General features: G+C 67.5%; 26 protein-coding genes. 13 read left to right on the plus strand and 13 right to left on the minus strand.

The window, feature by feature from the left end:
- Window positions 1-16: 16 nt before the first annotated feature.
- The gene (gene ilvA / locus DL519_RS25895; RefSeq protein ID WP_190818617.1) at window positions 17-1,228 is read right to left on the minus strand and encodes a threonine ammonia-lyase; all 1,212 of its coding nucleotides are present in this window, start codon (window positions 1,226-1,228) and stop codon (window positions 17-19) included.
- 237 nt (window positions 1,229-1,465) lie between these two features.
- On the opposite strand from ilvA, the gene DL519_RS25900 reads away from it, so the two are divergent.
- Window positions 1,466-1,717: a hypothetical protein gene (locus DL519_RS25900; protein ID WP_223839551.1), complete on the plus strand. Its 252-nt coding sequence runs from the start codon at window positions 1,466-1,468 to the stop codon at window positions 1,715-1,717.
- Between the two features lie 195 nt (window positions 1,718-1,912).
- Here the strand turns inward: DL519_RS25900 and DL519_RS25905 are convergent, their stop codons facing one another.
- The 4 genes from DL519_RS25905 to DL519_RS25920 all read right to left on the minus strand — a co-directional run bounded on the left by DL519_RS25905 (window position 1,913) and on the right by DL519_RS25920 (window position 6,341).
- Window positions 1,913-3,052, minus strand: a complete 1,140-nt coding sequence (locus DL519_RS25905) for a cystathionine gamma-synthase (RefSeq protein ID WP_190818619.1) — start codon at window positions 3,050-3,052, stop codon at window positions 1,913-1,915.
- 275 nt (window positions 3,053-3,327) lie between these two features.
- On the minus strand, window positions 3,328-3,651 hold the full coding sequence (locus DL519_RS25910; protein ID WP_190818621.1) for a hypothetical protein: 324 nt from the start codon (window positions 3,649-3,651) through the stop codon (window positions 3,328-3,330).
- A gap of 153 nt (window positions 3,652-3,804) precedes the next feature.
- The gene (locus tag DL519_RS25915; RefSeq protein ID WP_190818622.1) at window positions 3,805-4,872 is read right to left on the minus strand and encodes a DUF1129 domain-containing protein; all 1,068 of its coding nucleotides are present in this window, start codon (window positions 4,870-4,872) and stop codon (window positions 3,805-3,807) included.
- A 101-nt stretch (window positions 4,873-4,973) separates the two neighbouring features.
- Window positions 4,974-6,341, minus strand: a complete 1,368-nt coding sequence (locus tag DL519_RS25920) for a cystathionine beta-synthase (protein ID WP_010694332.1) — start codon at window positions 6,339-6,341, stop codon at window positions 4,974-4,976.
- A gap of 245 nt (window positions 6,342-6,586) precedes the next feature.
- Between DL519_RS25920 and DL519_RS25925 the strand changes: the two genes are divergently transcribed.
- Entirely contained in the window at window positions 6,587-7,513 is a 927-nt protein-coding gene (locus DL519_RS25925) for an SGNH/GDSL hydrolase family protein (RefSeq protein ID WP_190818624.1), read from the plus strand.
- Between the two features lie 172 nt (window positions 7,514-7,685).
- Complete coding sequence (locus tag DL519_RS25930) at window positions 7,686-8,906, plus strand: acetyl-CoA C-acetyltransferase (protein WP_190818626.1); 1,221 nt, start codon at window positions 7,686-7,688, stop codon at window positions 8,904-8,906.
- A gap of 257 nt (window positions 8,907-9,163) precedes the next feature.
- Here the strand turns inward: DL519_RS25930 and DL519_RS25935 are convergent, their stop codons facing one another.
- From DL519_RS25935 to DL519_RS47215, 4 genes are all read right to left on the minus strand, one after another.
- A complete protein-coding gene (locus DL519_RS25935; protein WP_190818627.1) occupies window positions 9,164-9,952 on the minus strand; it encodes a Bax inhibitor-1/YccA family protein in 789 nt (262 codons plus the stop codon).
- Window positions 9,953-10,504: 552 nt separating this feature from the next.
- Window positions 10,505-11,539: a membrane protein insertase YidC gene (gene yidC, locus DL519_RS25945; protein ID WP_190818628.1), complete on the minus strand. Its 1,035-nt coding sequence runs from the start codon at window positions 11,537-11,539 to the stop codon at window positions 10,505-10,507.
- Between the two features lie 182 nt (window positions 11,540-11,721).
- On the minus strand, window positions 11,722-11,907 hold the full coding sequence (locus DL519_RS25950; RefSeq protein ID WP_190818630.1) for a hypothetical protein: 186 nt from the start codon (window positions 11,905-11,907) through the stop codon (window positions 11,722-11,724).
- 63 nt (window positions 11,908-11,970) lie between these two features.
- The gene (locus tag DL519_RS47215; protein ID WP_223839552.1) at window positions 11,971-12,702 is read right to left on the minus strand and encodes a hypothetical protein; all 732 of its coding nucleotides are present in this window, start codon (window positions 12,700-12,702) and stop codon (window positions 11,971-11,973) included.
- Between DL519_RS47215 and DL519_RS47220 the strand changes: the two genes are divergently transcribed.
- The 3 genes from DL519_RS47220 to DL519_RS25965 all read left to right on the plus strand — a co-directional run bounded on the left by DL519_RS47220 (window position 12,694) and on the right by DL519_RS25965 (window position 15,188).
- A complete protein-coding gene (locus DL519_RS47220) occupies window positions 12,694-12,867 on the plus strand; it encodes a hypothetical protein (protein ID WP_223839553.1) in 174 nt (57 codons plus the stop codon). The genes DL519_RS47215 and DL519_RS47220 overlap by 9 nt on opposite strands.
- Before the next feature lie 606 nt (window positions 12,868-13,473).
- Window positions 13,474-13,668, plus strand: coding sequence for a helix-turn-helix domain-containing protein (locus DL519_RS25960; protein ID WP_190818632.1), 195 nt, complete (start codon window positions 13,474-13,476; stop codon window positions 13,666-13,668).
- A 125-nt stretch (window positions 13,669-13,793) separates the two neighbouring features.
- Window positions 13,794-15,188, plus strand: coding sequence for a phenylacetate--CoA ligase family protein (locus tag DL519_RS25965; protein WP_190818634.1), 1,395 nt, complete (start codon window positions 13,794-13,796; stop codon window positions 15,186-15,188).
- Between the two features lie 699 nt (window positions 15,189-15,887).
- On the opposite strand, the gene DL519_RS25970 is transcribed toward DL519_RS25965, so the two are convergent.
- On the minus strand, window positions 15,888-16,100 hold the full coding sequence (locus DL519_RS25970) for a zinc finger protein (RefSeq protein ID WP_190818636.1): 213 nt from the start codon (window positions 16,098-16,100) through the stop codon (window positions 15,888-15,890).
- 170 nt (window positions 16,101-16,270) lie between these two features.
- On the opposite strand from DL519_RS25970, the gene DL519_RS25975 reads away from it, so the two are divergent.
- The 6 genes from DL519_RS25975 (at window position 16,271) to DL519_RS25995 (ending at window position 20,189) form a co-directional block, all read left to right on the plus strand.
- Window positions 16,271-17,128, plus strand: coding sequence for a helix-turn-helix domain-containing protein (locus DL519_RS25975; protein ID WP_223839554.1), 858 nt, complete (start codon window positions 16,271-16,273; stop codon window positions 17,126-17,128).
- A gap of 20 nt (window positions 17,129-17,148) precedes the next feature.
- The gene (locus DL519_RS25980) at window positions 17,149-17,361 is read left to right on the plus strand and encodes a DUF397 domain-containing protein (protein ID WP_190818638.1); all 213 of its coding nucleotides are present in this window, start codon (window positions 17,149-17,151) and stop codon (window positions 17,359-17,361) included.
- Between the two features lie 368 nt (window positions 17,362-17,729).
- Complete coding sequence (locus DL519_RS47225; protein ID WP_223839555.1) at window positions 17,730-17,996, plus strand: hypothetical protein; 267 nt, start codon at window positions 17,730-17,732, stop codon at window positions 17,994-17,996.
- 43 nt (window positions 17,997-18,039) lie between these two features.
- A complete protein-coding gene (locus DL519_RS47230) occupies window positions 18,040-18,792 on the plus strand; it encodes a plasmid pRiA4b ORF-3 family protein (protein WP_223839556.1) in 753 nt (250 codons plus the stop codon).
- 140 nt (window positions 18,793-18,932) lie between these two features.
- Window positions 18,933-19,328, plus strand: coding sequence for a hypothetical protein (locus DL519_RS25990; RefSeq protein WP_190824637.1), 396 nt, complete (start codon window positions 18,933-18,935; stop codon window positions 19,326-19,328).
- A 60-nt stretch (window positions 19,329-19,388) separates the two neighbouring features.
- Window positions 19,389-20,189, plus strand: a complete 801-nt coding sequence (locus DL519_RS25995; protein WP_190818640.1) for a GNAT family N-acetyltransferase — start codon at window positions 19,389-19,391, stop codon at window positions 20,187-20,189.
- 162 nt (window positions 20,190-20,351) lie between these two features.
- Here the strand turns inward: DL519_RS25995 and DL519_RS26000 are convergent, their stop codons facing one another.
- Genes DL519_RS26000 through DL519_RS26010 form a run of 3 tightly spaced genes read right to left on the minus strand, consistent with a single transcriptional unit; the run spans window position 20,352 to window position 24,062 of the window.
- The gene (locus DL519_RS26000; RefSeq protein WP_190818642.1) at window positions 20,352-21,146 is read right to left on the minus strand and encodes an ABC transporter permease; all 795 of its coding nucleotides are present in this window, start codon (window positions 21,144-21,146) and stop codon (window positions 20,352-20,354) included.
- Complete coding sequence (locus DL519_RS26005; RefSeq protein WP_223839557.1) at window positions 21,147-21,752, minus strand: ABC transporter ATP-binding protein; 606 nt, start codon at window positions 21,750-21,752, stop codon at window positions 21,147-21,149.
- A gap of 15 nt (window positions 21,753-21,767) precedes the next feature.
- Complete coding sequence (locus DL519_RS26010; RefSeq protein WP_190818646.1) at window positions 21,768-24,062, minus strand: polyprenyl synthetase family protein; 2,295 nt, start codon at window positions 24,060-24,062, stop codon at window positions 21,768-21,770.
- Between the two features lie 31 nt (window positions 24,063-24,093).
- Here DL519_RS26010 and DL519_RS26015 point away from each other — a divergent pair, with 31 nt between their 5' ends.
- On the plus strand, window positions 24,094-24,552 hold the full coding sequence (locus tag DL519_RS26015; RefSeq protein WP_223839558.1) for a hypothetical protein: 459 nt from the start codon (window positions 24,094-24,096) through the stop codon (window positions 24,550-24,552).
- Window positions 24,553-25,009 lie beyond the last annotated feature (457 nt).

Consider the following 25,009-nt stretch of genomic DNA (forward strand, 5'->3'; position numbering starts at 1 on the left):
CCACGCTCCTATCGGATCAGCCTTCGGATAAGAGGGTGAAGCCCGCGGCTTCTAGTTCGTCGACGACGTCCTGGCGATGCTCGGGGCCGCGGGTTTCCAACGAGATCTCGACGTCGACCTCGCCAAGCGCGAGCGCACCGGAAATCCGGGAGTGCTCGATGTCGAGGACGTTCGCGGAGAGCTCGCCCAGCTTCGCCAGCAGGCCCGCCAGCGAGCCGGGCCGGTCCGGCAGCCGCACCCGCAGCGAGAGGTAGCGGCCTGCCGATCTCATGCCGTGCCGGATCAGCTGGAGCAGCAGCAACGGGTCGATGTTGCCGCCGGAGAGCACCGCAACGGTCGGCGATGTGACCTGCTCGGGGTGCTCCAGCAGCGCCGCGACGGCGGCTCCCCCGGCCGGTTCGACCACGAGCTTCGCCCGCTCCAGGCACAGCAGCAGGGCCCGCGACAGGGCCTCCTCGCTGACCGTCAGCACGCCGTCGACCAGCTCCGCCACGTGCGCGAACGGGACCGGACCCGGCTCGCCGACAGCGATCCCGTCGGCCATCGTCTGGGTTTCGGCCAGCCGCACCGGCTTGCCCGCGGCGAGCGAAACCGGCCACGCCGCGGCCCGCTCGGCCTGCACCGCGAGCACCTTGACGTGCGGGTGTTCGGCCTTGACCGCCGCGGCGATGCCCGCGACCAACCCACCGCCTCCGGTGGGCACCACGATGCTGCGGACTTCGGGGAGCTGGGCCAGGATCTCCAGCCCGACAGTACCCTGACCTGCGACTATGTCGAGATGGTCGTAAGGGTGGATGAACTCCGCCCCGGTCTGCCGCGCGTACTCCCGCGCCGCCGCGAGCGTTTCCTCCAGCGCAACGCCGTGCAACCTGACGTCGGCGCCGTAGGACTTGGTGGCCGCTAGCTTCGGCAGCGGCACCAGCTCCGGCATGAACACCGTGGCGTGGATGCCGAGCAGCGACGCGGCCAGCGCCACACCCTGCGCGTGGTTCCCGGCGCTTGCGGCGACCACCCCGGCGGCACGGTGTGCCTCGTCCAGCGCGAGCAGCCGCACGTAGGCGCCGCGGAGCTTGAACGAGCCGGTGCGCTGGAGGTTCTCGCACTTGAAGAAGACTTCGCCGCCGCAGTACTCGCCGAGCACCCGGGAATGCTCGACGGGGGTGCGCCGCGCGATCCCGGCGAGCTGCTCGTCGGCGGCCAGGATCCGGTCCAGATCGACCAGCGGCATGGGCCAATCGTGCCACCGCGCAACGCGGGCCACCTGCGGCACTTTCGGTACCCTCGAACGAGCGGCCGGTCGCCCGGACCGCACCGCGAGGAAGGCTTGGCAGCCGACGAGGGCTGTGCGGGGCAAGCTGTCGCGGAGGGGGCATTGCGCAGTCATCGAGCACTCGTGAACACCGGCCCCGGTGTCGCGCATGCCGCTCGTCCGACGTTGGTGCCGGGGTCGAACATAGGAGGAAGCATGACGCGGCTGACCCCTATGAACAGCGCGTTCCCGCTGGTCACCGGCCTTGCCACGGCGGCGGCCCTGTCCGGCGCAGCGGTGTTCGCGGTGCTGCAATCCGGATGCGACGAGCCTGGCTCCTACCGGTCGCAAGACGGCGTGGTGGAGCTGATCGGCGGCTGCCTGAAGCCCGACGACCTCCCGGTCAATCCCCGGTACCCGACCGACACCCGCCCGCTCGGCAGCAGCGACCCGTCCCTCGAACGCTGATCCCCGAGCCGCCATCCCAGAAGCGGGGGCGCAATTTCGCGAGAAATTGACGTTCACCCGGGTGATGGTCAATTTCTCGCGAAATTGGCGCCTGCACACGGCGCTGGGCCGTGACGGTCACGGGAGGTTGCTGGCTCCGCCACCCGGGGGTGGCGCAATTTCTCGCGAAATTGCGCCACCCCTGGGTGAAGGGGGTCAGCCGAGGGCGGTGAGGAGGTCCTCGACCAGGTCGTCGGCTTCTTCGATGCCGACCGACAGCCGCACCAGGTCAGACGGGACCTGCAGCATCGAGCCCGCGGTGCTGGCGTGCGTCATACGGCCCGGGTGCTCGATCAGCGACTCCACCCCGCCCAGCGATTCGGCCAGCGTGAACAGCCGGGTGCGCGAGCAGGCCTCCAGCGCCGCTTCCTCGCCGTCGGCGTGGAGGAAGGAGACCATCCCGCCGAAATGGCGCATCTGCTTCGCCGCCACCTCGTGGCCGGGGTGCTCCGGCAGGCCCGGGTAGAGCACCTTCGCGACCTTCGGGTGGCCGACCAGCGCGGCGACGATGCGCTCGGCGTTGGCGCTGTGCCGCTCCATCCGCACGGCGAGGGTCTTGACGCCACGCAGCGTCAGGAACGCGTCGAACGGCCCAGGCACCGCGCCCGCCCCGTTCTGCAAGAACGCGACCTGCTCGGCGAGCTCGTCGTCGGAGGTGACCACCGCGCCACCCACCACGTCGGAATGCCCGCCCAGGTACTTGGTGGTCGAGTGCACCACGACGTTCGCGCCGAGCTCCAGCGGCTGTTGCAGGTACGGCGAGGCGAAGGTGTTGTCCACGACCAGCTTCGTGCCCGCATCGCGGGAGACCTGCGCCAGGGCGGCGATGTCGCCGACGTTGAGCAGCGGGTTGGTGGGCGTCTCGACCCAGATCACCTTGGTATTCGGGCGGATCGCCGCCCGAACGGCGTCCACATCGGACACCGGGGCGGGGGTGTACTCGATTCCCCAGCCGCTGAGCACCTTGTCCACCAGCCGGAACGTGCCGCCGTAGGCGTCGTCCGGGATGACCAGGTGGTCCCCGGGCCGCAGGGTGGCGCGCAGCACCGCGTCGGTTGCCGCCATGCCCGAGGCGAACGCGCGCCCGTGCCGGCCGCCTTCCAGCGCGGCCAGGCATTCCTCCAGCGCGGTGCGGGTGGGGTTGCCGGTGCGGGAGTACTCGTAGCCGCCGCGCATGCCGCCCACCCCGTCCTGGGCGTAGGTCGACGTGGCGTGGATCGGCACGATCACCGAACCGGTCGTCGGGTCTGCCTCCTGGCCCGCGTGAATTGCGCGGGTGGCGAAGCCGTCACTCATGTGGAGCAGCGTACGACCCGGCCGTCGCAGCGGCGCATCGGGCAGAGGAACGCCCGGCCGCAACTTCCTGCTTGGGCGAGCACCCCTCGACAACAGGATTAGCGCTACCGCATCAACAGCCAGCTTCCGCACCGCCAAATAGAGCAATTTACATTCATCTGCACGACCGAGAAGAACTGGTTCCTCAGGAGTAAATTTCCGCAATTGTCGCAAAAAGTCACCATTTTGGACCCACCATTAACGTCAGCGCCGCAATCAAACATAAGCCTGGGGAGTCAATCTGAGATGAAACAGAAGAAAGCGATAACTGCTGCCCTGAAGAGTTTTTCACTCGCAACGCTCGCAAGCATGACACTGATCACGCCGGCAAATGCCGCAGCGGAACTATCGGACTCAACCGCACCAACCTCGCCACCCGCCGCGATAATCGATGAGGCCAACCGCATCATGCGACTCGACGCCGGCCAATTCATGCGAGAACCCAGGAATCCTTGGTTCGACTGGTCGACGGATGGATGCTCCTCAGCCCTACTCCCTGCATGAAATACGCGATCGACATCCGATTCCATGAAGAGATGAAAAAGCTCTGCGTCGCCCACAGCAATAACCCTGTTTGCTTTGGCGCCGCACAAACCTACTTCGATACTGTACGGCAATTTGGAGACAGCAGCTTTTTCTGATCAAAGGAATTAAAGAAGCGTGGCCCCGGACTTCAAGTCCGGGGCCACGCTCTTTGACTCATCATCAGCAATTTACCACTGCGGGGGCTGCGGCGGCTGTTGCCCGCCGGCAGGCGGGAAACCACCGGGCTGCTGGCCCGGCTGGCCGAACTGCTGCGGCTGGCCGAACTGCTGCGGCTGACTGAACTGCTGCGGCTGGCCGAACTGCTGCGGCTGACCGAACTGCTGCGGCTGACCGAACTGCTGCGGCTGGCCGAACTGCTGCGGCTGGGCCGGCTGGCCGAAGCCGCCCTGCGGCGGCTGGCCGTAACCACCGGCGGCCGGCGCTGGCGCACCGGCCTTCACCTTCATCCCTTGCGTGGTGGACGGCAGCCACCACAACACCAGAATCGCGGCACCGATCAACAATGTGATGATCCCGGAGAGGACGGCCCCCTGCACGATGTTGACGAAAGCGCCGACGACTGCCAGGCCGGACATCACCGTGACCAGGATCCGTCCCCACTGCTTGCCCTTGCCGCCGAACAAGGAACCCGTGATCCACAGGCCACCCATGACCAGAACCAACAGGATAATGAAGATCCCGTATACCGGAACGAACGCCAGTGCGGCAATGCCGCCGATAAGACCGAAGATCACGGAAAGCGCAGCGAGACCGATCGTGACCCACTGCGCCACCGGCAGCGTGCCAAGACTTCCCTGGCCCGACGGGGCGGGCTGGCCGTAGGCGGCCTGGGGCGCCGGGGCGCCGAAGCCGGCCTGTGCCTGCGGGGCCGGGAAGCCGCCGCTCGGCGGGCCCGACTGCTGCGGCTGCGCCGGGAAACCGCCGGGCTGGCTCTGGGTGCCCGGCTGCTGGTACATGGGCTGCGGGGGCTGCATCGACGGCGGCACCATCGCGGTCGCCTCCGCACCGCCGCCCTGACCGGCCAGGCCTGGCTGCTGGTACATGGGCTGCGGGGGCTGCATCGATGGCGGCACAACCTGCGTCGAGTCGGACGGCGGCTGCTGGCCCTGCGCCTGCACAGGTCGGACGACCTGGGTCGCGTCGCTGCCAGCCTGGTTGGGGTCCTGCGGGTCCATCCGGTTCGAAATGGGGTCCGAACCCTGCTGACCGCCGTCCGGCGGCTGCGGAGAGCTCATCGGGTGTCCTACTCCTCGAGGCTTAAAGCAAAAATCCTGGGCATGCGATCACACACGCTAGCTGATCGACCAGCAGCGTAGTGCCGTTCCGCAACAAGTCGTCATCGGCCAGCGATGAAACCGAGCACATCCTGTCGGGTCACCACGCCCGCGGGCTTCCCGTCGATCAGCACCATGGCCCCATCGGCCCCGGCCAGCGCGGCCATCGCGGCGCTGATCTCCTCGCCCGCGCCGATGGTCGGCAACGGCGGCGACATGTGCAGCTCGACCCGGTCCGCGAGGTTCGCGCGGCCGGCGAACAGCGCGTCGAGCAGGTCCCGCTCGTTGACCGCGCCGACTACCTCGGCGGCCATGATCGGCGGTTCCGCGCTGACCACCGGCATCTGCGAGACGCCGAACTCGCGCAGGATCGCGACCGCCTCGGCGACGGTCTCGTTCGGGTGAACGTGCACCAGGTCTGGGATGGTGCCGTCCTTGCGGCGCAGCACGTCGCCGACCGACCCGCCGCCGTGGTCCGGGGACAGGAAGCCGTAGGAGGCCATCCACGAGTCGTTGAAGACCTTCGTCAGGTAGCCGCGGCCGCCGTCGGGCAGCAACACGACGATCACGTCGTCCGGGCCGGTCTTCTCGGCGATCTTCAGGGCCGCCGCGACCGCCATCCCGCAGGAGCCGCCGACCAGGAGCGCCTCCTCGCGGGCCAGGCGGCGGGTCATCTCGAAGGAGTCGGCGTCGGAGACCGCCACGATCTCGTCGCAGATGTCCCGGTCGTAGGTGGTCGGCCAGAAGTCCTCGCCGACGCCTTCCACCAGGTAGGGCCGCCCGTTGCCGCCGGAGTAGACCGAGCCCTCCGGGTCGGCGCCGATGACCTGCACCCGGCCGTCGGAGACCTTCTTGAGGTAGTCGCCGGTGCCGGAGATGGTGCCACCGGTACCGATGCCGGCCACGAAGTGCGTCACCTTGCCGCCGGTCTGTTCCCAGATCTCCGGGCCGGTGGAGTGCACGTGCGATTCCGGGTTGGCCGGGTTCGCGTACTGGTTGGGCTTCCAGGCGCCCTCGATCTCCTGGACCAAGCGGTCGGAGACGTTGTAGTAGGAGTCCGGGTGCTCCGGCGGCACGGCCGTCGGGCACACCACGACCTCCGCGCCGTAGGCCTTGAGGACGTTGCGCTTGTCCTCGCTGACCTTGTCCGGGCAGACGAACACGCAGCGGTAGCCCTTGCGCTGGGCGACCATCGCCAGCCCCACCCCGGTGTTGCCGGAGGTCGGCTCCACGATGGTGCCACCCGGGCGCAGTTCGCCGGACGCCTCCGCGGCCTCGATCATGCGCAGCGCGATGCGGTCCTTCACGCTGCCGCCGGGGTTCAGGTACTCAACCTTGGCAAGCACCGGGGTTTGCCCGGTGGCCACCGCGTTAAGCCGCACCAGCGGTGTGTTGCCCACCAGTTCGGTGACGTGCTCGACGTAGTCCACGTCCGGTCCTCGATCCTTCGTAACTGCTGCTCGCCGGGTGTGTGACGTCGAGCCTAATCGGCTGGTCACCGGCTAACCCAAGGGACCTGGAACGCGACATACGGTGAAGGGAACGATTTCGGTCCGCGCCGCGTCTTGCCTAGTGACGGGGGGTGAACGCCCGCGCGGACCCAGGGTGATGTGAATATTTCCCATCCCCGTGGTGCGGCCGCGACCCGGCCGCAGGACTGGTGAGGGAGGGCCGAATGATCGCGGCGAAAACATTCCGGCTCGCACTGCTGGCGGCGGGCACCGCCGGCGGACTTTCCGGCGCGGCGTACGGGCTGCTCAACGGGCAGTCCCGGTACGCACGGCGGGTGATCGGCCCACCGGCCAACGATCCCCTGCGCGCCGACGGCATTCACCTGCCCAGCGGCGTCGGCCCGGTGCCGCGCCGAGAGCTGTCCGACGACGTCGAACCGCTGGAGCTCGCCGTGCTGGGCGACTCCGCCGCGGCCGGGCTCGGCGTCGACTTCCCGGCCGACTTGCCCGGGGTGCGCCTGGCCCGCGGCCTCGCCGAGGAGCTCGGCAGGCCGGTCGCGCTGACCACGCGCGCGATCGTCGGCACCACCTCGCAGGAACTGGCAGCGCAGGTGGAAGCCGCGCTGATCCGCCCGCCGGAGCTGGTGATGATCATCATCGGGGCCAACGACGTTACCTCGAGGCTGCCGGTGTCGGCCTGCGCGGAACTGCTCGGCGACGCGGTGCGGCGGCTGGTCGACGCGGGTGTCGCGGTGGTCGTCGGCACCTGCCCGGATCTGGGCGCCATCCGGCCGATCCCGCAGCCGCTGCGCTCCGTCGCGCGGCACTGGAGCCTCGTGCTCGGTCGCGCGCAGCGGCGCGTGGTGGAGGCGTCCGGCGGGCGCGCGGTGCCGCTGGCGGACCTGCTGTCGCCGGAGTTCCTGGCACGGCCGGGCGAGTTCTTCAGCCCGGACCGGTTCCACCCGTCGGCGGCGGGCTACGAGGCGGCGGCGACGATCCTGCTTCCGGCGATGTGCGCGGCCCTCGGCGAGTGGGAGGGCGGCCCGCTGCCACCCGCCCCGACCAGGTCGAAGGCGGCCGAGGCACGCCGTCCGACCAGCCGGATCGTGGCCCGGCTCAACCGGCGGCTGCACCGCCGCGCGGACTCCTGACCTCACCCGACGCGACGTACTGACCGGTCGGTTTGCCTCTTGTCCGGTGACCGCCCTCACCGCCAGGATGGGGGCACCGGCCTTAAAGTGACCGATCGGTAGGTCATGTCGCCCTGAGGCGGTCGCGAGCGCGGCGTCCCGCCCGCCCGCGACCGCGGACAAAGGAGTTCCCATGCCCGAAGCAGTCATCGTCGCCGCCGCGCGATCCCCCATCGGCCGAGCCGGCAAGGGGTCGCTGAAGGACCTCCGGCCCGACGACCTCACCGCGCAGATCATCCGCGCCGCGCTGGACAAGGTGCCCGAGCTGGACCCGGCCGACATCGACGACCTGATGCTGGGCTGCGGGCTGCCCGGCGGCGAGCAGGGCTACAACATGGCACGCGTGGTCGCCGTGCTGCTCGGCTACGACCAGCTGCCCGGCACCACCGTCACCCGCTACTGCTCGTCGAGCCTGCAGACCACGCGGATGGCCCTGCACGCGATCAAGGCCGGCGAGGGCGACGTGTTCATCAGCGCCGGGGTCGAGATGGTGTCCCGGTTCGCCAAGGGCAGCTCCGACTCGCTCGAGGACACGAAGAACCCGCTGTTCGCCGACGCGCAGGCGCGCACCCAGCAGACCGCCGAGCAGGGCGCGGACTCCTGGACCGACCCGCGCACCTTCGACAAGATCCCGGACGTCTACATCCCGATGGGGCAGACGGCCGAGAACCTCGCCCGGCTCAAGGGCATCAGCCGCGACGAGATGGACGACTTCGGCGTCCGCTCGCAGAACCTGGCCGAGAAGGCGATCGCCAACGGCTTCTGGAGCCGCGAGATCACCCCGGTCACCACCCCCGACGGCAAGGTCGTCGACGCCGACGACGGGCCGCGCGCGGGCGTGACCAAGGACGGCGTCTCCGGGCTCAAACCGGTGTTCCGCCCCGACGGCCGGATCACCGCGGGCAACTGCTGCCCGCTCAACGACGGCGCCGCCGCCCTGGTGATCATGAGCGACACCAAGGCCAACCAGCTCGGCCTGACCCCGCTGGCGCGGGTCGTGTCGACCGGCGTTTCCGGCCTGTCGCCGGAGATCATGGGCCTCGGCCCGGTGGAGGCGTCCAAGCAGGCCCTGAAGCGGGCCGGGCTGGGCATCGACGACATCGACCTGGTGGAGATCAACGAGGCGTTCGCCGCCCAGGTGATCCCATCCTACCAGGACCTGGGCATCCCGCTGGAGAAGCTGAACGTCAACGGCGGCGCGATCGCGGTGGGGCACCCGTTCGGCATGACCGGCGCCCGGATCACGACGACGCTGATCAACTCGCTCCAGTGGCACGACAAGCAGTTCGGCCTGGAGACCATGTGCGTCGGCGGGGGCCAAGGCATGGCAATGGTCCTGGAACGTCTCAGCTGATCTCTTTTCAGTTCCAGACTCGTTCTTTGGGCGGCTAAGCAGCTGCGCCGCTTGCGACGGCTTGTGCACGTCTCTGGCGACTCGTCGCGGTGGCGGTTTACCGCAGGAAGCGGCTTCGCCGCTTGCCTGACGCCATCCGGTCCGCCTGCCAGGTCACCGCCAATCTGCACCACGAAGACCAGCAAGCCAGGCACGAAACGGGGCACCACCGTCCGCTGTGGACGATGGTGCCCCGTTCTCAGCTCAGGAGCCTGGGATCAGTCGCTGCTCTGGAAGTAGGAGATCAGGCGGAGGATCTCCAGGTAGAGCCAGACCAGGGTGGTCATCAGGCCGAAGGCGATGTACCAGGCGAACTTGGCGTCCACGCCGCCCTTGATCGCCTTGTCCGCGGCGTCGAAGTCGAGCAGGAAGCTGAACGCCGCGATCCCGATGCACAGCAGGCTGAACGCGATGGCGAGCCCGCCGCCGTCGCGCAGCCCCAGACCGCCGGGGGTGAAGAAGCTGGCGATCAGGTTGACCAGCATCAGCACCGCGACACCGGCCACCGCACCGATGATCCACTTGGTCAGCTTCGGGGTGACGCGGATCGCACCCGTCTTGTAGACCACCAGCATGGCCGCGAAGACACCGATGGTGCCCGCGATGGCCTGGATGATGATCCCCGGTGAGAACAGCGCACCGAACACGTAGCTGATCCCGCCGAGGAACACGCCCTCGACGGCCGAGTAGGCGATGACCAGCGCCGGGCTCACCTTCTTCTTGAAGATGATGACCAGCGAGATCACCAGGCCGACGATCGCAGCCGGCAGCGCCAGCGCGACGGCCGGCGGCCCGACCAGGTAGGTCAGCGTGCCGGTGATCACCGCCAGGCCGAGTGTGATCGCGGTCTTGGTGACCACGTCGTCGATCGTCATCGGTCGCGCGGTCTGCGGCGGCGCGACCGGCGCCTGGCCGAAGGGCGCGGTTTGCCCCTGACCGTAGTTGAAGTTCGCGTAACCGCCGGTCGTCGGCAGGTTGCGGAACGCTGGGTTGCTCGTTGTGCGCAACTCATCCTCCTGGGGCGTGCTTGCGCCGTCACTCGGAACAACGATCGGGGGCGTTGACCGGTTCCCGTTTCGGTAAAGCTGATTTTACCGTTCTATCTCGCCGGCCCCCACCGCGGTGGAGCACTACTCGATATCGATTTCGCGAACAGTCACGATCAGCTGGCCTTGCCAACCGCTCACCGGCAGGGCTCAACGGGTGATCGAAGCGAACGATGCGTGCGTGATCTTAGGCGTTGTGTAACCGAGAAGGTCCATCTAATGGCCTCTTGGGATCTGCCGGCCCGGGCCCGCGAGCTGTTCGGTCAGGGCGATGCGCACCGCCCTGGTGCTGGTGACCTGCGGCGGTCGCTACGTGGGCGGCGACCTCGGCTACGACGAGAAACCGCACGTCGTCGCCACCCCGGCGTAAGCCTCAGCCGAACACGCGAGAGGGCCGGTGGGAGTTTCCCTCCCACCGACCCTTCGCCACTTCTTCCGAATGACGGAACCCACGTTCCATTTTCCGCAATTTCAATGGAAATCAGACCTTCGATTTCCATTGAAATTGCGGACTCAGCGGCGCTTCTTGCCCTTCTTCGACGCCGCCTGCCTGCCCGGCCGGTTCTTCGGCTGGTTCTTCTTGCCGCCCGGCCGCTGGCCGTTGCTGCCGCTCTTGGTCGCCTGCTGGCCGCCCGCTGTCGCGGCGGCCGGTTCCGCCTCCGACTCCCCGTCGGCCGCCTTGGCCTCCGGGCGCACCGGCTTCTGGCCCGGCTTAGGCCGCGGCGCGGACTTCTTGGCCTCGATCTCCTTTTCCTTCTCCCGCTCCTGCTCGTGGTCGATCCTCTTGGTGAGGAAGTGCTGCTGGCCCAGCGTCCAGGCGTTGTTGGCCAGCCAGTACAGCAGCACCGCGATCGGCAGGAACCAGCCGGAGATGATCGCGCCGACCGGCGCGATGTACATCATGAACTTGGCCATCATGGCCGACTGCGGGTTGGCCATCGCGGCGTCGGTCTGCTTCTTGACCGAGAGCCGCATGGTGAAGAAGGTGGCCACCGATGCGATGAGCATCAGCGGGATGCCTACGATCATCATGGACGTCCGGTCGGTGCCGAACAGCGCGAGCTGGTCCGCGGGCTGGGTGATCCAGTTCGACAGCTTGGCGCCGAAGATGTTGGCGTTGACGAACGACTCGACTCCCGCCCGGTCGAAGACGAAGTTGCTCTGCGCGGTCGGCGTGAAGTTCCGCAGGACGTGGAACAGGCTCAGGAAGACCGGGATCTGCAGCAGCGCGGGCAGGCAGCCGCCGAGCGGGTTCACCCCGTGCTCGGACTGCAACTTCTGCATCTCCTGCGCCATGCGCTGGCGATCGCCCTTGTACTTCTCGCGCAGCTTCTGGATCTGCGGCGCGAACTTCGCCATCTTGCGCCCCGCGCGCAGCTGGCTGATCGCTGGCTTCAGCAGCACCACGCGCAGCGAGAACACCAGGAAGAACACCGAAAGCGCCCAGGCGAAGCCGTTGTCCGGCCCGAGCACGGCACCGAAGACCTTGTGCCAGAACCACAAGATCGCCGACACCGGGTAGAGAATGAAGGAGAAGAAACTTTCCACTCAAGCCACTCCTGGTCATCGCCCGGCTATCCGGCGCAACCGGGGTGTACATGCGCAGCCGTACCCGTCGCGAAATGCAGGAACAGCCATACCAAGGGTGCCATGCCCAGCCATCGCCCGGCCGTCGCCCCTGGAAATGTGGCGCGGCTCAAGCCGCCCGCGCGCCGGGCTCGACCCCCGTTTCACCTGCTCACCCGGTCCGGTGTGGCCAGCGACCAACCGGGGATGCCGTCCGGGTCGAACCGCCGCTTCAGCGCCGCCGACAGCCCCCTGCTCCGGTCGTCCGGCACCGTGTTGGTGGCGACCATGCCGCCGACCGACGGGCTCGAACCAACCTCGGCCGGCGGTTGCAGCGGATGCTCCGCCAACCGCTCGTTCGCCTCGTCCAGCTGCCACCCGGCTGTGTTGCCCGAAGGTGCCTTTCACCGCCTTTACCGCTTCAAGGCGCGGGCGATGATCCGGCCCGCGAACAGGTAGATCAGCGCCGCGAGGCCGTAGTTCAGGATCACGCCTATCGTGGCGTCGCCCGGGGTGAACACGTCGCCGAGCCCGAGCACGAAGAACTTCGCGGTCCCGTAGGTGAATGCGACGAAGTCGTTTGCCTGGTTGGCCCCGGTCACCACGAAGACGATGTGCAGCACGAAGACCAGTGAGATCAGCGCCGTCAGCACCTGAATGAGGCGACCGATCGTGTCGGCGCTGGGGCCCCGGAACCGATCTCCCCGGCTCCGGCGGTCGTCATAGTCCCGCTCCGCATACTGGCGGTCGTCGTAGTCGCGATCCCGGTGCCGGTCCGGGTACGGGTCCCGGTCGCGGTAGCGATCCCGCTCCCGGTAGCCGTCGTCGTACGGATCGTCCCGGTACCGGTCGTCGTAAGGCTCGGGATCCCGGTAGCGGTCCTGGTACGAGTCGCGGTAGCGATCGTCGTACGGATCGTCGCGGTAGCGGTCCGCGTCCGGGTCGCGGAAGGGCTCGGGCTGCTCGACGTCCAGGCGCTGCTGGACGCGCGTCGCCGGGTACTGGTTGGCGGGAGGCTGCTGAACCGGGTGCTGTCCGACCGGCGTCGACTGGCCCATCGGCGTGGTCCCGGCCGGTGCGCCACCTTGCTGGAAGCCCTGCGGGCCGCCAGGCATCGGCGGCCCCGGTTGCCCGGGTTGCTGCATTCCCTGCTGCCCCAGTTGCCCCGGCCCTTGCTGGCCAGGCGGACCTGGCTGCGGGGAACCTGGCTGACCGCCCTGCGGCAGGCCCGGGGGTACGCCCGGATGGCCCGGCGGCGGTCCGGGCTGACCACCAGGCGGCCCCGGCGGGGGTCCCGGCCGGCCGCCTGACTGCGGGTTCGGCTGACCCGGCTGCAGTTGACCTGGCTGCCCGCCCGGCGGTGTGCCCGGCTGGCTTCCCATCGGCGGGCCTTGCCGACCGTCCATCGGCGGGCCTTGCTGGCCTCCCGGTGGAGGACCGGGTGGCATCGGCTGGCCCGGTCCCTGGTGAGGAGGACCGGGTTGCCCCGGCGGTGCTTGCGGCGGCTGCCCTGGTGGGGCGTGCGGCGGTCCTCCCGGTGGGGGCGGTCCCGGCAGTGGGCCGGGTGGCGGTCCCGGTCGGTCGAGCCCTGGTTGTCCGGGTCCCGGCCGCCCCGGGTCACCGGCTCGGGGATCTGCACGCTCATAGGCCATGGCCGCGGATTGTCCCGGGTAATCACCGTAGGGCGAAACCCCCTCGCCCCCGCGTGCCTGATGGCACGCACCGCAGCCCTCACCGACACCCATCCTGACCAAGCACAACCGAGCTAGCCACCCAACCCGGCGCATGGTTCCGCCCGGCAGGACCCGTGGGGTCGGGTTTTCCGCTCTGTCAGGTGGAATCCGCCTGATCCTGGGCGTGAATCTGCTGGGGAGCTTCTCAACCGCTACCTCGCCCGCGAAGATGCCGAACCCGCCATGGACGGCCTGGTCTACCGACAAGCCGCGCTGTGGCTGACCGATGAAGAATTCGCCGAACTGCTGGAAGAAATCCAAGCGTCGATCATCGCGCGGACCAGCAACGCGCAAGACGCCGACCGCACCCGCCACGTCGTCAGCCTCGTCGTAGTGCCGGACACCCCCGGCGCGACCGCCGCCGGAGAAGGCGACTGACCGCGAACTCCCCGGCCGAAATCGAGCGCGTCGGCGCGGGTGGCCGGTCTGCGTGGTCGTGGAAGACTCGGAAGCAGGAACACGAGGAGGCTGGCGCGCGGCCTCCCCGGGCCCGGAGGATGCGGATGTCCGAGTCGGCCGGCACTGACCGAATGAGCGTCGCGAAGGCGACGTACGGGCGCCTGCGCACCGGCCATCTCAGTGCGGTGCACGCGGCGCTAGAGGACCACGTCGCACGCCTGGATTGGCCCCGGGAACGGATTGACCGCTACCGCGACCAGCGGCTGCGTGCGCTGCTCGCATATGCGCGCGAGCGTTCGCCCTTTCACGCGGCTCGGATGCGTGGCCTCGATCTTTCCTCGGCCACCGTGGCAGACCTGGCGAGGCTTCCGGTGATGACCAAGCAGGAGGCGCAGGAGGAGTGGGACGCCATCGTGACGGTTCCCGACCTCGACCGGGCAGCAGCCGAGCGCATCCTCGCCGAACAACCATGGTTCTCGTACGCACCGGGCGGTCAGCAGATCTTCAGTTCCGGCGGGTCGACCGGCGTACGAGGCGTGTACGCGTGGGATTGGGAACTATTCGTAACGCTGGCTTGTCTCGCCTGGCGGATGCAGGCGCGAGAGGAGCGGCGTGGGCCGCGGCGCCCAGCCCGGCTCGCGGTGTTGGAGGCAGGAGTGCCACCGCACGCCAGCACGCCGCTGTTCGACGTGCCGAGCTCAGCGGGCATGGAGACGGTCGTGATCCCGGCCAGCGAGCCGTTCGATGAGGTCCTCGCAACGGTCGCGGCTGCCCGCCCCACCCATCTCGTCGGGTACGCGACGGTGATCGGGCGGCTTGCCCGCGCCTCCTTGGCAGGAGCGCTGGAGATCCGCCCCGTGCGGGTGAGCACGAACTCCGAGCCCCTCTTCGACGAGGATCGACGGGCGATCCGCGACGCCTGGAACGTACCGGTCCACAACCTCTGGGGATCGACCGAGATCGGTGTGCAGGCGGTCGGGTGCGGACGCGCTGAGGGACTGCACGTGTGCGAGGACGAGGTCGTGCTGGAACGGGTCGACGAGGACGGAACGCCGGTCGCCCCGGACGAGCCCGCCGCGCGAACGCTCGCCACCGGACTCGCCAATCGGACGTTCCCGTTCATCCGCTACGACCTCGGGGACGAGATCACGCCCCTGCCCGGCAGGTGCGAATGCGGAAGTTCGTTCGCGCGGCTGGCAGATATCGCCGGACGGCACGACGATGACTTCCACTACCCGGCGTGCACGGTGCCGGCGAGCGTCTTCCGCCACGTCCTAGGCACGGATCCGCACATCGCCGAATACCAGGTCCGCCAGACTCCGGCCGGAGCCGAAATCCTCGCCGTCGGCTCGCCCGACGCGGCCAAGCTGACCTCATCGGTCGCAGCCGCGCTGAGCCGCCACGGCCTGCCCAACCCGGAGGTCCGACTCCAGAAGGTCGACCGGCTCCCCCGCCACGAATCGACCGGAAAGCTACGACGATTCATCGCCCTGCGATAAGCAACGCATTCACCCGCACACGCACCCATCGCAAGTCCGTGCTCAAACCGCTGGGCTGCCTTCGCTAGCGCTGGCGAAAAGCGCCATCCTCTCCGGAGTGCTGAAAACACTGACCCATCGCTCACCATCGTCGAGCTCGGCCACGAACACCCCCAGCCCACTCGGGACGCTGCACGTGGCCCACTACATCCTCCGGGCTTGCGAAACGGCCGTGGAGTCTGGATTCGGCAAACTCTGGAAGGCAGTCGGAACAGGCGGGTCGGTGGCCGGGCGTGGGAGGGGGAAGACGCCCGGCCACCGGGTGCGCCGGTGCAGTGGTCGGGGAGGCAGCTGCACCGGCCCGGCTCGGGGGCTGGCTCGGGGGCTGGCTAGGGCTCAAATACGTAAGTGGTGTCGACCGGTGGGCTCGCCATCAGGGTCGTAGTCGGGGAACTGCGGTCCAAAGGGCCAAGACGGCCGCTCTATTGCCCGGTCCTGCTCGTCTTTGCGTTCGGCTTCGACCTGGGCGATGACGTCCCAGACGTTGTAGGCGCCCTCCCCTGCCCCCGCGTGCTGCGCGCGAGTGAGCAGCGGAAACCGCACCGCGGTGGAGCTGGCGATCAGGGCGACGATCAGGAGTTGATCACCACGAGCGCGCTCAAGTGGAGCCAGAACATGGTGTGGCTTCTCCTTGATGAGGAAGCTGGCGGACCAATCCGGTCAAGCACGGCCGGCGAGGATGCGCCGGCAGTCCACACAGGAGCGCTCGCGAATCCAGTCCAACTCGGTGCGGTTGTGCAGCTCAGCCGCATCGGCCTCGGCACCGCAGTAGGCAGCTACCGGCTCTCCGGCCGGGATTTCCCGCGCCGCGATCGGGAACGCGTGACGCCCACCGCTGACCGGACGCCAGATGTAGGTCAGGTAGTCGTACATGGGGTTTCCTTCCACGCCGAAGACTCGAAACTGAAACTAAGGTTTCGTGGAACTTTCATATTTGCAATGCTCGATACTCGAAAGGACCATCTCTGCATACGAAAGAGCGACTGCGTGGAAGGCCCAAAGCCTGCAAAGATCAAGTAGCGAACTGAGCGAAGGAGGACGTCGTGGAAGAGCGGATCAGCCCGACTGTGCGGCTGCGGAGGCTCACACGAGGCATCCGGCGTTGGCGTGCCGAGGCTGGACTTCGTCAAGAGGACGTCGCGGCCGCGCTCGACTGGTCGAAGCCGAAGCTCAGCAGGTTCGAGAACGCCGAGAAATCCGCCGGCCCGGCCGAGGTTCTTGCGCTGGCGGCAGTCTATGGCGTTCCCGACGCGGAACGAGACCAGTATGTCGCGCTTGCCTTGCAAGCCAGGCAGAAGGGCTGGTGGCAGCGGTACGGGCAGGACACGCTGGCGTCGAACTTCGAGGAGTACGTCGGACTGGAATCCGAGGCTGCCGAAGTGCGTGAGTTCGCGGCTGAGCTGATTCCCGGGTTGTTGCAGACCGAGCGTTACGCCACCGAACTCATCCAGGCGTGGATACCGCAGGCTGATGAGGTCGTCATGAAGGAGCGTGCCGATCTTCGCGCACAGCGGCAGGCACGGCTGCACGAGACAAACCCGCTCACGGTGGGAACCGTCATTCACGAGTCGGCGCTGCGACAACTCGTCGGCGGCCCCGAGGTCATGCGTGAACAGCTCAAGCACCTCGTAGCCAGCGCCAAGCTCCCCAACGTGCCCCTTCAGGTACTGCCGTTCAGCACCGGGGCGATACCCGCGCTTGGTGCACCGTTCATCCTGCTGTCCTTCCCCGACCAGGAAGATCCGGACGTTGCCTTCGCGGAACACCTCACGAGCAGCGTCTATATGGAGGATCCAGCCGAAGTTGAGATGTATACCCTGAACTACAGCGCCTTGCGGTCCAAGGCGCTGAGCCAGAAGGAATCGATCACCTTCCTGAACCGGCTCGCTCGGGAGTTGTAAGCACGGCAAGGGAGCGCGGCATGTTAACCCCGGTCTTCGCCCAGGCGCACTGGCGGAAGAGTAGCCATAGTCACGGCGGCGGGGGTGCCTGCGTCATGGTGGCTTACCTACCGGGCGCTGCTGGCGTAAAGGACAGCAAGCTCGGCTCCGCCAGCCCCGTCCTCCCCTTCACGACCTCGGCATGGTCGGCGTTTCTACGCGACGTGAAGACCGGGAAGCACGACCTGCGCTGACTGAACATGACAAGAGCTCCGCCTGATCTGATCGGGCGGAGCTTTTCGTTTGAGTGTGATACCGGACTGCTTGCGGCCGTGCACATCCATGCAGGACGTGTCGAGTTCGAGCACTCGCTACATCTGATGGCCGCGATCCCGTGAAGCACTCGCCGAATCCGCGCAGCGGCAGTCGCTGGCAAGGCCATATGCGCCGAACTGGCGTGGGCGCAGTGCGTCTGGCGGCTTGGTCGGTGGCCGCCGGGACGCTCTATCCTCGCCCGGTGGGCAGTGACGATCTAGTTGATGATCTTGCTCGTTCGGTGCGCGAGTGTGATGCGTTTCGGGACGCGGTTGTCCTGGCGGGTTGGGTTGGCACGGGCCGGGCGGTGACGGCCAACCGTGTGCTGCGGCGGGCGGACGTGCCGGTGGCAGGCCGTGCGCTGGGCATCGAGTTGCCGGAGTCTGTGCGCAGCGCGGCGGACGTGCCCGCGCTGCACTGGCGGTGGACGGCGGCGCTCGGCGCGGGACTGATTTCCATCGAGGGCGGTCGCGCTGTGGTGGCGCCGGCCCTGGCGGTCCGCCAGCCCCGACGAGCTGCTCGAGCTCTGGGCCCGAGGTTTCGCGGCGGCCCTGACCAGCCTGTTCGACGGTGATGAGGCATCGGAAGAACTGGAGATCGGCAGGCTCGCCCTGACCGTGTTGGCTGGCAAACCGGTGCCGACCCGCGCCGAACTGGCGAGAGCGATCAGTCACGTCATCCTCCACGCGGGGTACGAGGTGTACCAGACCTTCGCTCGGGGGTTTGGCGTGCGCGATCCCGCGGAGGTGACGTTGGAGTTGCTGGCCGTCTTCGGCGCCATCACCGACGCGCCGGTGCGGCGGATCACTCCTCTTGGCCGCTGGGCCCTGTCGGTGATCGGCACCCGACGCGTGTCGTTGCTCGGCTCGTCCGACGACTTGGAAGAAGACGGGACGTACCAGCTCAAGATCGCTCTGCAGCATGTGCGGCCGGCGTGCTGGCGCCGTGTGCTCATGCCGGCATCCGCCACGTTGGGCGAGTTGCACGAGGTCATTCAGATCGCCTTCGCCTGGGACGGCGACCATCTCCACGGGTTCACCGTCGGACGGCGCCAGTACGGCGACCCGTACTTCGACTTCGACTACGACGAACACGAGATCACCCTGGCCGCCGCGTTCGCCCGTGCCCGCAAGCCCATCACCTACACCTATGACTTCGGTGACGACTGGCGACACGAGATCACCCTGGAGAAGGTCGTCGAGCCGACACCATCCGCCACCCTTCCGATCTGCGTGGACGGCCGTGGTGACGCACCGGTTGAGGACTGTGTCGATGATGAGCTCGTGTGGATCGCCTTTGACAAGGCCGGAATCAACACCCGCCTCGCCCAGCTAGGCAGCGGAGCAGGAGGCCGAAGCGCGACTTCGTGACGACATCGAAGTCATACTCGCCGACGCCTACGGCGAAGCCGAACAGATGGCCGCTTTTCAGACCGTGCTGGACTAGGAGATCGACTTCCCGGCTCCCGCCACGTTGGGTAACCCGGTCGTAGTAACCGGACTCGTCGAGGATGAAGCCACGTTCGAGCTTCGCGCTCGCGGCAACGCAGCGGCGGTCGCCGCTGCGCGACGAACCGTTCGAGCACGTTACGGCCATCGGACAGCCGGTGCTGCAACGCGAAGCAGTCGATGGCGAGGACGGCCCTGCTCTCGTCGAGAACGCCGTAGCGATCGGCCGTCTCGAACAGCACCGCGTCCAACCGCCGCGCGAAGCGAGGGCCTTGGGCGAACGCCACGAGCTCACCCTTGAGGTGCCCAGCGCGGGCAATCAGATCACCGATCGAGATATCGCTGTCTACGGAAGAGTTGACAGTGTGGTCATCGCGGTAACCCTATCGACGTGCGGGCTGGAGACGGCGGCTGCTCCCAGCACTAATCGGGCCTGGGTTGACCTGCGAAAATCTTGATCAAACTGAGTGCCCCCGGTCGGGTTCGAACCGACGCTTGGACGAATTTGAGGAGTTTTGGTGGCAGATCTTGCGGACTCGATCGAATCGATGGAACAGCTCGCCGTGGTCTGGCGCGCCATGGTGCTCGACCGCGATCCGCGTGCCGATGTGCGAGACCTCCCGGGCATCGCCGTTCGCTGGGCCGACTGCCGGTTCCTCTTCTGGAACTGCATCACGTTGACCGACGTCGGGGCGGACGCGGGACTCGTCGGCCAACGCCTGGGCCAGGCAGCGGACATCATGCGCTCGAAGAAGCATCCGGGCTTCCTGTGGATCTTCGAGGACCTCCTCGCCGATGACGCACGCGCGGCGCTGAGCGAAGCAGCCGAACGAGCGGGCCTGGAGCACGCCTTCCCCGGAACCGGCATGGCCGGAGACATGCTCCCCATCCCCGAGCCCGGCCACCCCGACCTGACATTCGTGCGCGTGACCACCGACGAACAGCTGCGCACCTACGCAGACCTCAACTCACGCGCCTACGGATTCTCCTTGGAAGACGGCCGCGACGGGCTCGTCGGCTCCACGCTGTGGAAGAACCAGGTGCACGCTTACCTGGGCCTGCGAGACGGCGTTCCGGTGACGTGCGCTGCGACCGTGGAAGCAGCGGGCCGCCTCTTCGTCGTGCTTGTCGCCACCGCCCCGGAGTGGGAGCGCAGGGGATACGGCGAGGCGGTGACGCGGAAGGCGCTGTACGAGGGCGGCGGGGCCACCGGACTGACCCGCGCCACCCTGCACGCGACCGCCGCCGGGGCACCCGTGTACCCGCGGATCGGCTTCAACCCGAACTCACCGATGCACTTCTACAGCCTAAGAAACTGACGCCAGCACCGTGGCAGCGCCGCAGTCGCGGTGATCAGGCCGTGTCCGAGCCTGCCAGCAGCGTAGGCGGGGATCTCGCGGATTGTGTCCGCAGTGGCAGCGTCGGCTTCGGGGGCGATTGGTGGCCGGAAACCGGGATGCTCGAGACGACGGAAAGCCCGGCTATGTAGCGGGAACGCCTGCTGTCGTGGACACGCGGCCACCACGGTTCTGGTCGCGGGTGCGTCGCAGGAACGCCAGCAGTCCCATGCAGGTGAGCAGGGCGCACCAGGACAGCTGCAGCAACAGGTGGGCGACGGGGGTAACTGTGGAAAATCCAGCGGTGGTCGCGCTTTGCATCGCTCCGTAGGACGGCAAGACGCGGAGGAAGTCGCTGTCCGCGGCGGGGTTGGGGATCGGGTTCTGCAGTGAGATGTCAATGATGCTGATCATGACGATGAGGAACATGCCCTCGAGTTCGCCACGCAGCAACGCGCCCAGCATCACGCCGAGCGCGCCGTAGGTCAGCGCGTCGGTGAACACACTCACCGCGAGCAGCAACGGCTGCTGGGGATGCCAGAAGCACCACGTGATCGCGGTGGCGTAGCAGGAGAGCACGGCCGAGACCAGCACGAGGGCGACCACCTTGGCGGCGAGCAGGTGGCCGCGCGGGTATCCCGCCATCGCAAGCCGCCGGTCGAACGTGCTGGATTTGAACGTGACGGTGAACATCATGAAGCCGACGATCTGGGTGACGGCGTTGAGCGCGCCCGAGATCTGGGTCAGCTCGTTGCCTTGCGCAAGCACGGTTTGGTCCGTGGCGCGCAGGTAGAACCGGACGGGCATGTTCCCGACTATCGTGTAGGCCAGGGTCAGCCAGATCGGCACATAGAGCGCCACCAGCCACATGGCGAGGCGATTGCGAAGGTGTTCGAGCAACGCCATCCGGGTGGCAGTACCGAAGCGCGTCCACCACATCTACCGGCCTCCGTGGGAAGTAGTGCCTTCGCACAGGACGCCGGCCGCAAGGCGGTGCAGCGTGTCGAGGCGATCGGCATCGTAGGCGAGGTGGGAGATCACCAGCACCGAACGGCCGCGGTCGCGCAACCGCTGGGCAAGTTCCCAGAACCGCAGGTAGGTCTCCCAGTCGAAGCCCTGGTAGGGCTCGTCCAGTAGTAGCACGTCCGGGTCGTGCATGAGCGCGATGGTCAGGTTCAGCTTCTGCCGGGTGCCGCCGCTGAGCACACCGACGCGCTCATCGAGAAAGTCCGCGAACTGCAGTACGTCAATCAACTCGTGGGCGTAGCTGAGGTCGGGAAGTCCGTACGCCACCTGGAAGAAGGCGAGGTGCTGGGCGACGGTGAACGCCTCGTTGACCACCACATGCTGAGGACAGTAGCCGAGCCGTCCGCTCACCGAGGCCGTTCCGTTGGTGGGGGTCAGCTCGCCGCACAGGATGCGCAGCAACGTCGTCTTGCCCGCTCCGTTTTCGCCGACAACCCCGACGAGGCTGCCGGGCAAAACCTCGAAGGTGACGCCACGCAAGACCTGACGCTTGCCGTAGCGGTGGTACAGCTCGTTCACTCGAAGGACCATCGTTCACTGTCCACTGTTGACGTGTTCGCCCGCTGCAGGCTCGTGTTCGCCCGCTGCGGCCTCGTGGTCGCCCACTGCAGGCTCGTGTTCGCGCAGCGAGGCGTAGAAGCCGAGGGCGCGCACCATGGCCTTGGCGAAACTCTTGGGCAGCAACGAGTCCAGCGGGGCCCACGCCGCGTCGACCTGCGCCTTGGCGTCGTCGTAGCAGGCCTGCACCGCGCCGCACTCCACCAGTGCGGCAGCGACCTCTCGCACGGTCACGTCGTCGGCGTTGCCGTCACGCACGGCCGTCCAGATCGCGGCCATCCGGTCGTGCGGCAACCGTCCCACCGCCTGCGCCAGCGGCATCGTCACCTTGCCCGCGCGCAAGTCCTCGCCGATGTGCTTGGTAGCGCGGACCTCGCCAGACGGCAGGCGGTTGGTGACACCGTCGAGGTCCATCACGTCGTCGGTGATCTGATACGCCAGCCCGACAGCCTCGAAGTAGTTGCCCATGGCGGTAATCTGCTCGTCGCTCGCCCCGGCGGTCAGTGCGCCGATCTCGGCCAGCGTACGGGAGTAGGCACCGGTCTTGAGCCGCTGCGCCCAGCGCAGACCAGCTAGCAACGCGGTCGGATCACCGGACGCGACCGCGAGGTTCATGGCGTCGTGGTGTCCAGTGATGTCGATGCCCTGCCCCACGTGCGCACCCCGCATTGCCCGTAGGTAGCTCTCGTAAGCGCGTAAGCGGCGCCGCTCGTCCGGCAGGATCTCGGCCAGGACGCGGTCAAGCACGAAGTAGGAAGCGGTTCCCGCGTTGATGGCCGTCGGCGCGCCGAACACCAAATGCGCAGTCGGCTCGCCCCGCCGCATCGGCGAGTCGTCTTCCACGTCATCGACCATGAGGTATCCCGAGTGGATCAGCTCGGTCACGGCGAGCAGCTGCCGGTACTGCTCGGCCCGCACACCGAACAGTTCGAGCGCGGCGCAGGTGACGAACGACCGCCATCCCCGGCCGGATGTGTCCGAGACGTAGCGCAGGGGCCGGACCATGGCGTCGTACACGACCGCGTGGGGTGCGCCGGACGCCTCCCGAGCGGCGAGTGCCACGGTGAGCGCTTCGCTCGGGGAATCCGGGTACAGCTTGCGCACCTCGTCGTGCGTGACGTCCCGAAGACGCCCGAGAAACTCCTCGATCCGCGCGACCCTGTTGGCAGGCATCACTTCGATGAACGCGCGGCCTGACACCGGTTCGCCCCGCATGGTGCCGCGCACGTTCGCGCAAGCCTCCAGATAGGAGCCGTGGGTGACCATCGTAAGGATTTCCTGCTGTGGGAGCTCGGCTTCGACGACGACGTCCAGCTCCAGCGCGGGCGCGGACAAGGTCCATCGCGTGGGGTAGGTGTTCAACGAGGACAGTGATGTCCACCGCCGGTCACCGACCAGCTCTACATCGCAGGACACCCGCTCGCAGTCCGGCGAGTACGCGGTGGCGAACCGCTGGGTGAACACGCTTCGGCGGGAGTTGACGTCGATGTGGTCGATCGTCGCCGCGCTGATATCCCAGCCGTTGTCCAGCTGGATACCCGTCCAGTTCCAAGTACCGTCGGGGTAACGCTGGTCCCCGTCCGGCCGCAGGTACTCCGCGCCGAAGGTGTGCTCGTACCAGCCGCTGCCGGAGACTGTGGCGTTCCCGATGCGGCCTTGCACCGCCATGCGTGGGGCGAAGTAGGAGAACGCCTGCGACTCCGGGCCCTGAAACCTGACCTGAAACACATCATCGTGCTGGATGATGGGCGGCTTCACAGGCGTGAAGACCAGATCGCACGACTGCGTTTCGTCGTCAAACGTGACGTGATACGAGCCGTCCGCCAGCTTGCGCAATGTCGCGACATCGCCGTAACGCAAGTCGAGCTCCTGCTCGGCGATCATCACCTCGCCGCCCATGAGCAGGTCGGGAGCGACCGGGGTGCCGTCGTCGAAGAGTTCGACAAGCGCCTGCCGCACAACGGGATCCATGACCGCGTCGTTCGTGATCGTGGTGCGCACGGTGTCGATCCAGCCTCGATCAACCCACACCGCACTCGTGTGCCTTCCAGCCGTGTGATCGGTGCGTCCGATCATGGCGAAATGCGCGCGCAGCGGCTCCCCCTCAGCACGCGTCGCCAGGTGGCGGGTGAACACAAGGACCAGGCCGACGTCGTCACCATGCTCGGTCGTGAGGTGGGTGTGGAAGTACCACCACTCCATGCCGCAATCCAGGTGCGGCAAATCATCCACCACGGGGTCGATCGTGACTCCCGGCAGGAACCGCACCATCTACCAAACCTCCCACTCACAGTAACTGCACGTGCGCATTATGTACCACAGATCGATGATTCCGGATCAATCGGGTAGTCCGTTGAACACCCTTCGTGGTCGTGACATAAAGGACGCCCCCTCGATCGTGTGGTGGGTTCTCTCTGCAGAGCCGGAACGCGACGCCGTGCTATTCGGCGACCACATCACGAACGTTCCCGGCGACGCGCTCTTGGTCGTCACCACGCACCGGCTGGGCGTCGTGGTAAAGAAAAAACAGCTCGAAGAGGCAGAGCCGGAAGGGCCCGCCGCCGGCGGATTCTTCGGGCGAGCCAAAGCAGTCGTCCACCAGGTGCAGCGCGCAGCCGAAGGCATCTCGGCCTCCGAAAACGGCCCAGTCTCCTACGTCGAGGCCCCGTTGGCGCGGATCGCCGGTATGCATGCCGTCCGGCTGGGACGCAGATTCTGGGATCTTCAGCGCGCTGAATCCCGGCTGCGGCAGCTCGCCTGAACGCCCCGGGGCGCCCGTACCGCACCGGCGCAGCCTCCGACAGGGACGAACGGTCACTTCTTCATGGCCGATCGAGCATCAATGGCGGTCGTGCTCAGAGCCCTGATGCGACAGTGAACCCGCAGAACATCACCAGGACACCAGCAAGCGCAGGGAGACCAGCCGCATGGCTCTCGGGTGGTTGATCGACAGTCTCCGATCCCGGCTCGCTGATGCTGCCCGGAACCCGCCACCGGTCTGGATCAGCGGCGGTGCTGGGCTGCAGCACTAACAGAACATGAGGAGCGTGTGCCGTGCACGGATTGGCCTGGTCCGATGAGCGACGGAGCTTGACGGGCTCCTTCGAATCCGACCCGCTTCTGACGACAACCAGTTCGCACACGGTTGACGAGGCCCCGCTTTCGCTGGGATCGCATAAACCAGCAACGCACGCGGCCGTGCGGTCGCATTACACGGA

It is taken from the genome of Saccharopolyspora pogona (assembly GCF_014697215.1).
Lineage (GTDB): Bacteria > Actinomycetota > Actinomycetes > Mycobacteriales > Pseudonocardiaceae > Saccharopolyspora > Saccharopolyspora hattusasensis.

What these genes read in the sequence shown, in the direction of transcription:
- DL519_RS25915 (WP_190818622.1), bottom strand. Translation starts at nt 4,872, where the DNA reads ATGAGCTCTCCGCAGCCGCCGGACGGCGGTCAGCAGGGTTCGGACCCC.
- DL519_RS25990 (WP_190824637.1), top strand. Translation starts at nt 18,933, where the DNA reads ATGAAGCCACGTTCGAGCTTCGCGCTCGCGGCAACGCAGCGGCGGTCG.
- DL519_RS47215 (WP_223839552.1), bottom strand. Translation starts at nt 12,702, where the DNA reads ATGCAGCAACCCGGGCAACCGGGGCCGCCGATGCCTGGCGGCCCGCAG.
- DL519_RS25930 (WP_190818626.1), top strand. Translation starts at nt 7,686, where the DNA reads ATGCCCGAAGCAGTCATCGTCGCCGCCGCGCGATCCCCCATCGGCCGA.
- DL519_RS25980 (WP_190818638.1), top strand. Translation starts at nt 17,149, where the DNA reads ATGTTAACCCCGGTCTTCGCCCAGGCGCACTGGCGGAAGAGTAGCCAT.
- DL519_RS26010 (WP_190818646.1), bottom strand. Translation starts at nt 24,062, where the DNA reads ATGGTGCGGTTCCTGCCGGGAGTCACGATCGACCCCGTGGTGGATGAT.
- DL519_RS25970 (WP_190818636.1), bottom strand. Translation starts at nt 16,100, where the DNA reads ATGTACGACTACCTGACCTACATCTGGCGTCCGGTCAGCGGTGGGCGT.
- DL519_RS25900 (WP_223839551.1), top strand. Translation starts at nt 1,466, where the DNA reads ATGACGCGGCTGACCCCTATGAACAGCGCGTTCCCGCTGGTCACCGGC.
- DL519_RS25965 (WP_190818634.1), top strand. Translation starts at nt 13,794, where the DNA reads ATGTCCGAGTCGGCCGGCACTGACCGAATGAGCGTCGCGAAGGCGACG.
- DL519_RS26000 (WP_190818642.1), bottom strand. Translation starts at nt 21,146, where the DNA reads ATGTGGTGGACGCGCTTCGGTACTGCCACCCGGATGGCGTTGCTCGAA.
- DL519_RS25925 (WP_190818624.1), top strand. Translation starts at nt 6,587, where the DNA reads ATGATCGCGGCGAAAACATTCCGGCTCGCACTGCTGGCGGCGGGCACC.
- ilvA (WP_190818617.1), bottom strand. Translation starts at nt 1,228, where the DNA reads ATGCCGCTGGTCGATCTGGACCGGATCCTGGCCGCCGACGAGCAGCTC.
- DL519_RS25960 (WP_190818632.1), top strand. Translation starts at nt 13,474, where the DNA reads ATGGACGGCCTGGTCTACCGACAAGCCGCGCTGTGGCTGACCGATGAA.
- DL519_RS25905 (WP_190818619.1), bottom strand. Translation starts at nt 3,052, where the DNA reads ATGAGTGACGGCTTCGCCACCCGCGCAATTCACGCGGGCCAGGAGGCA.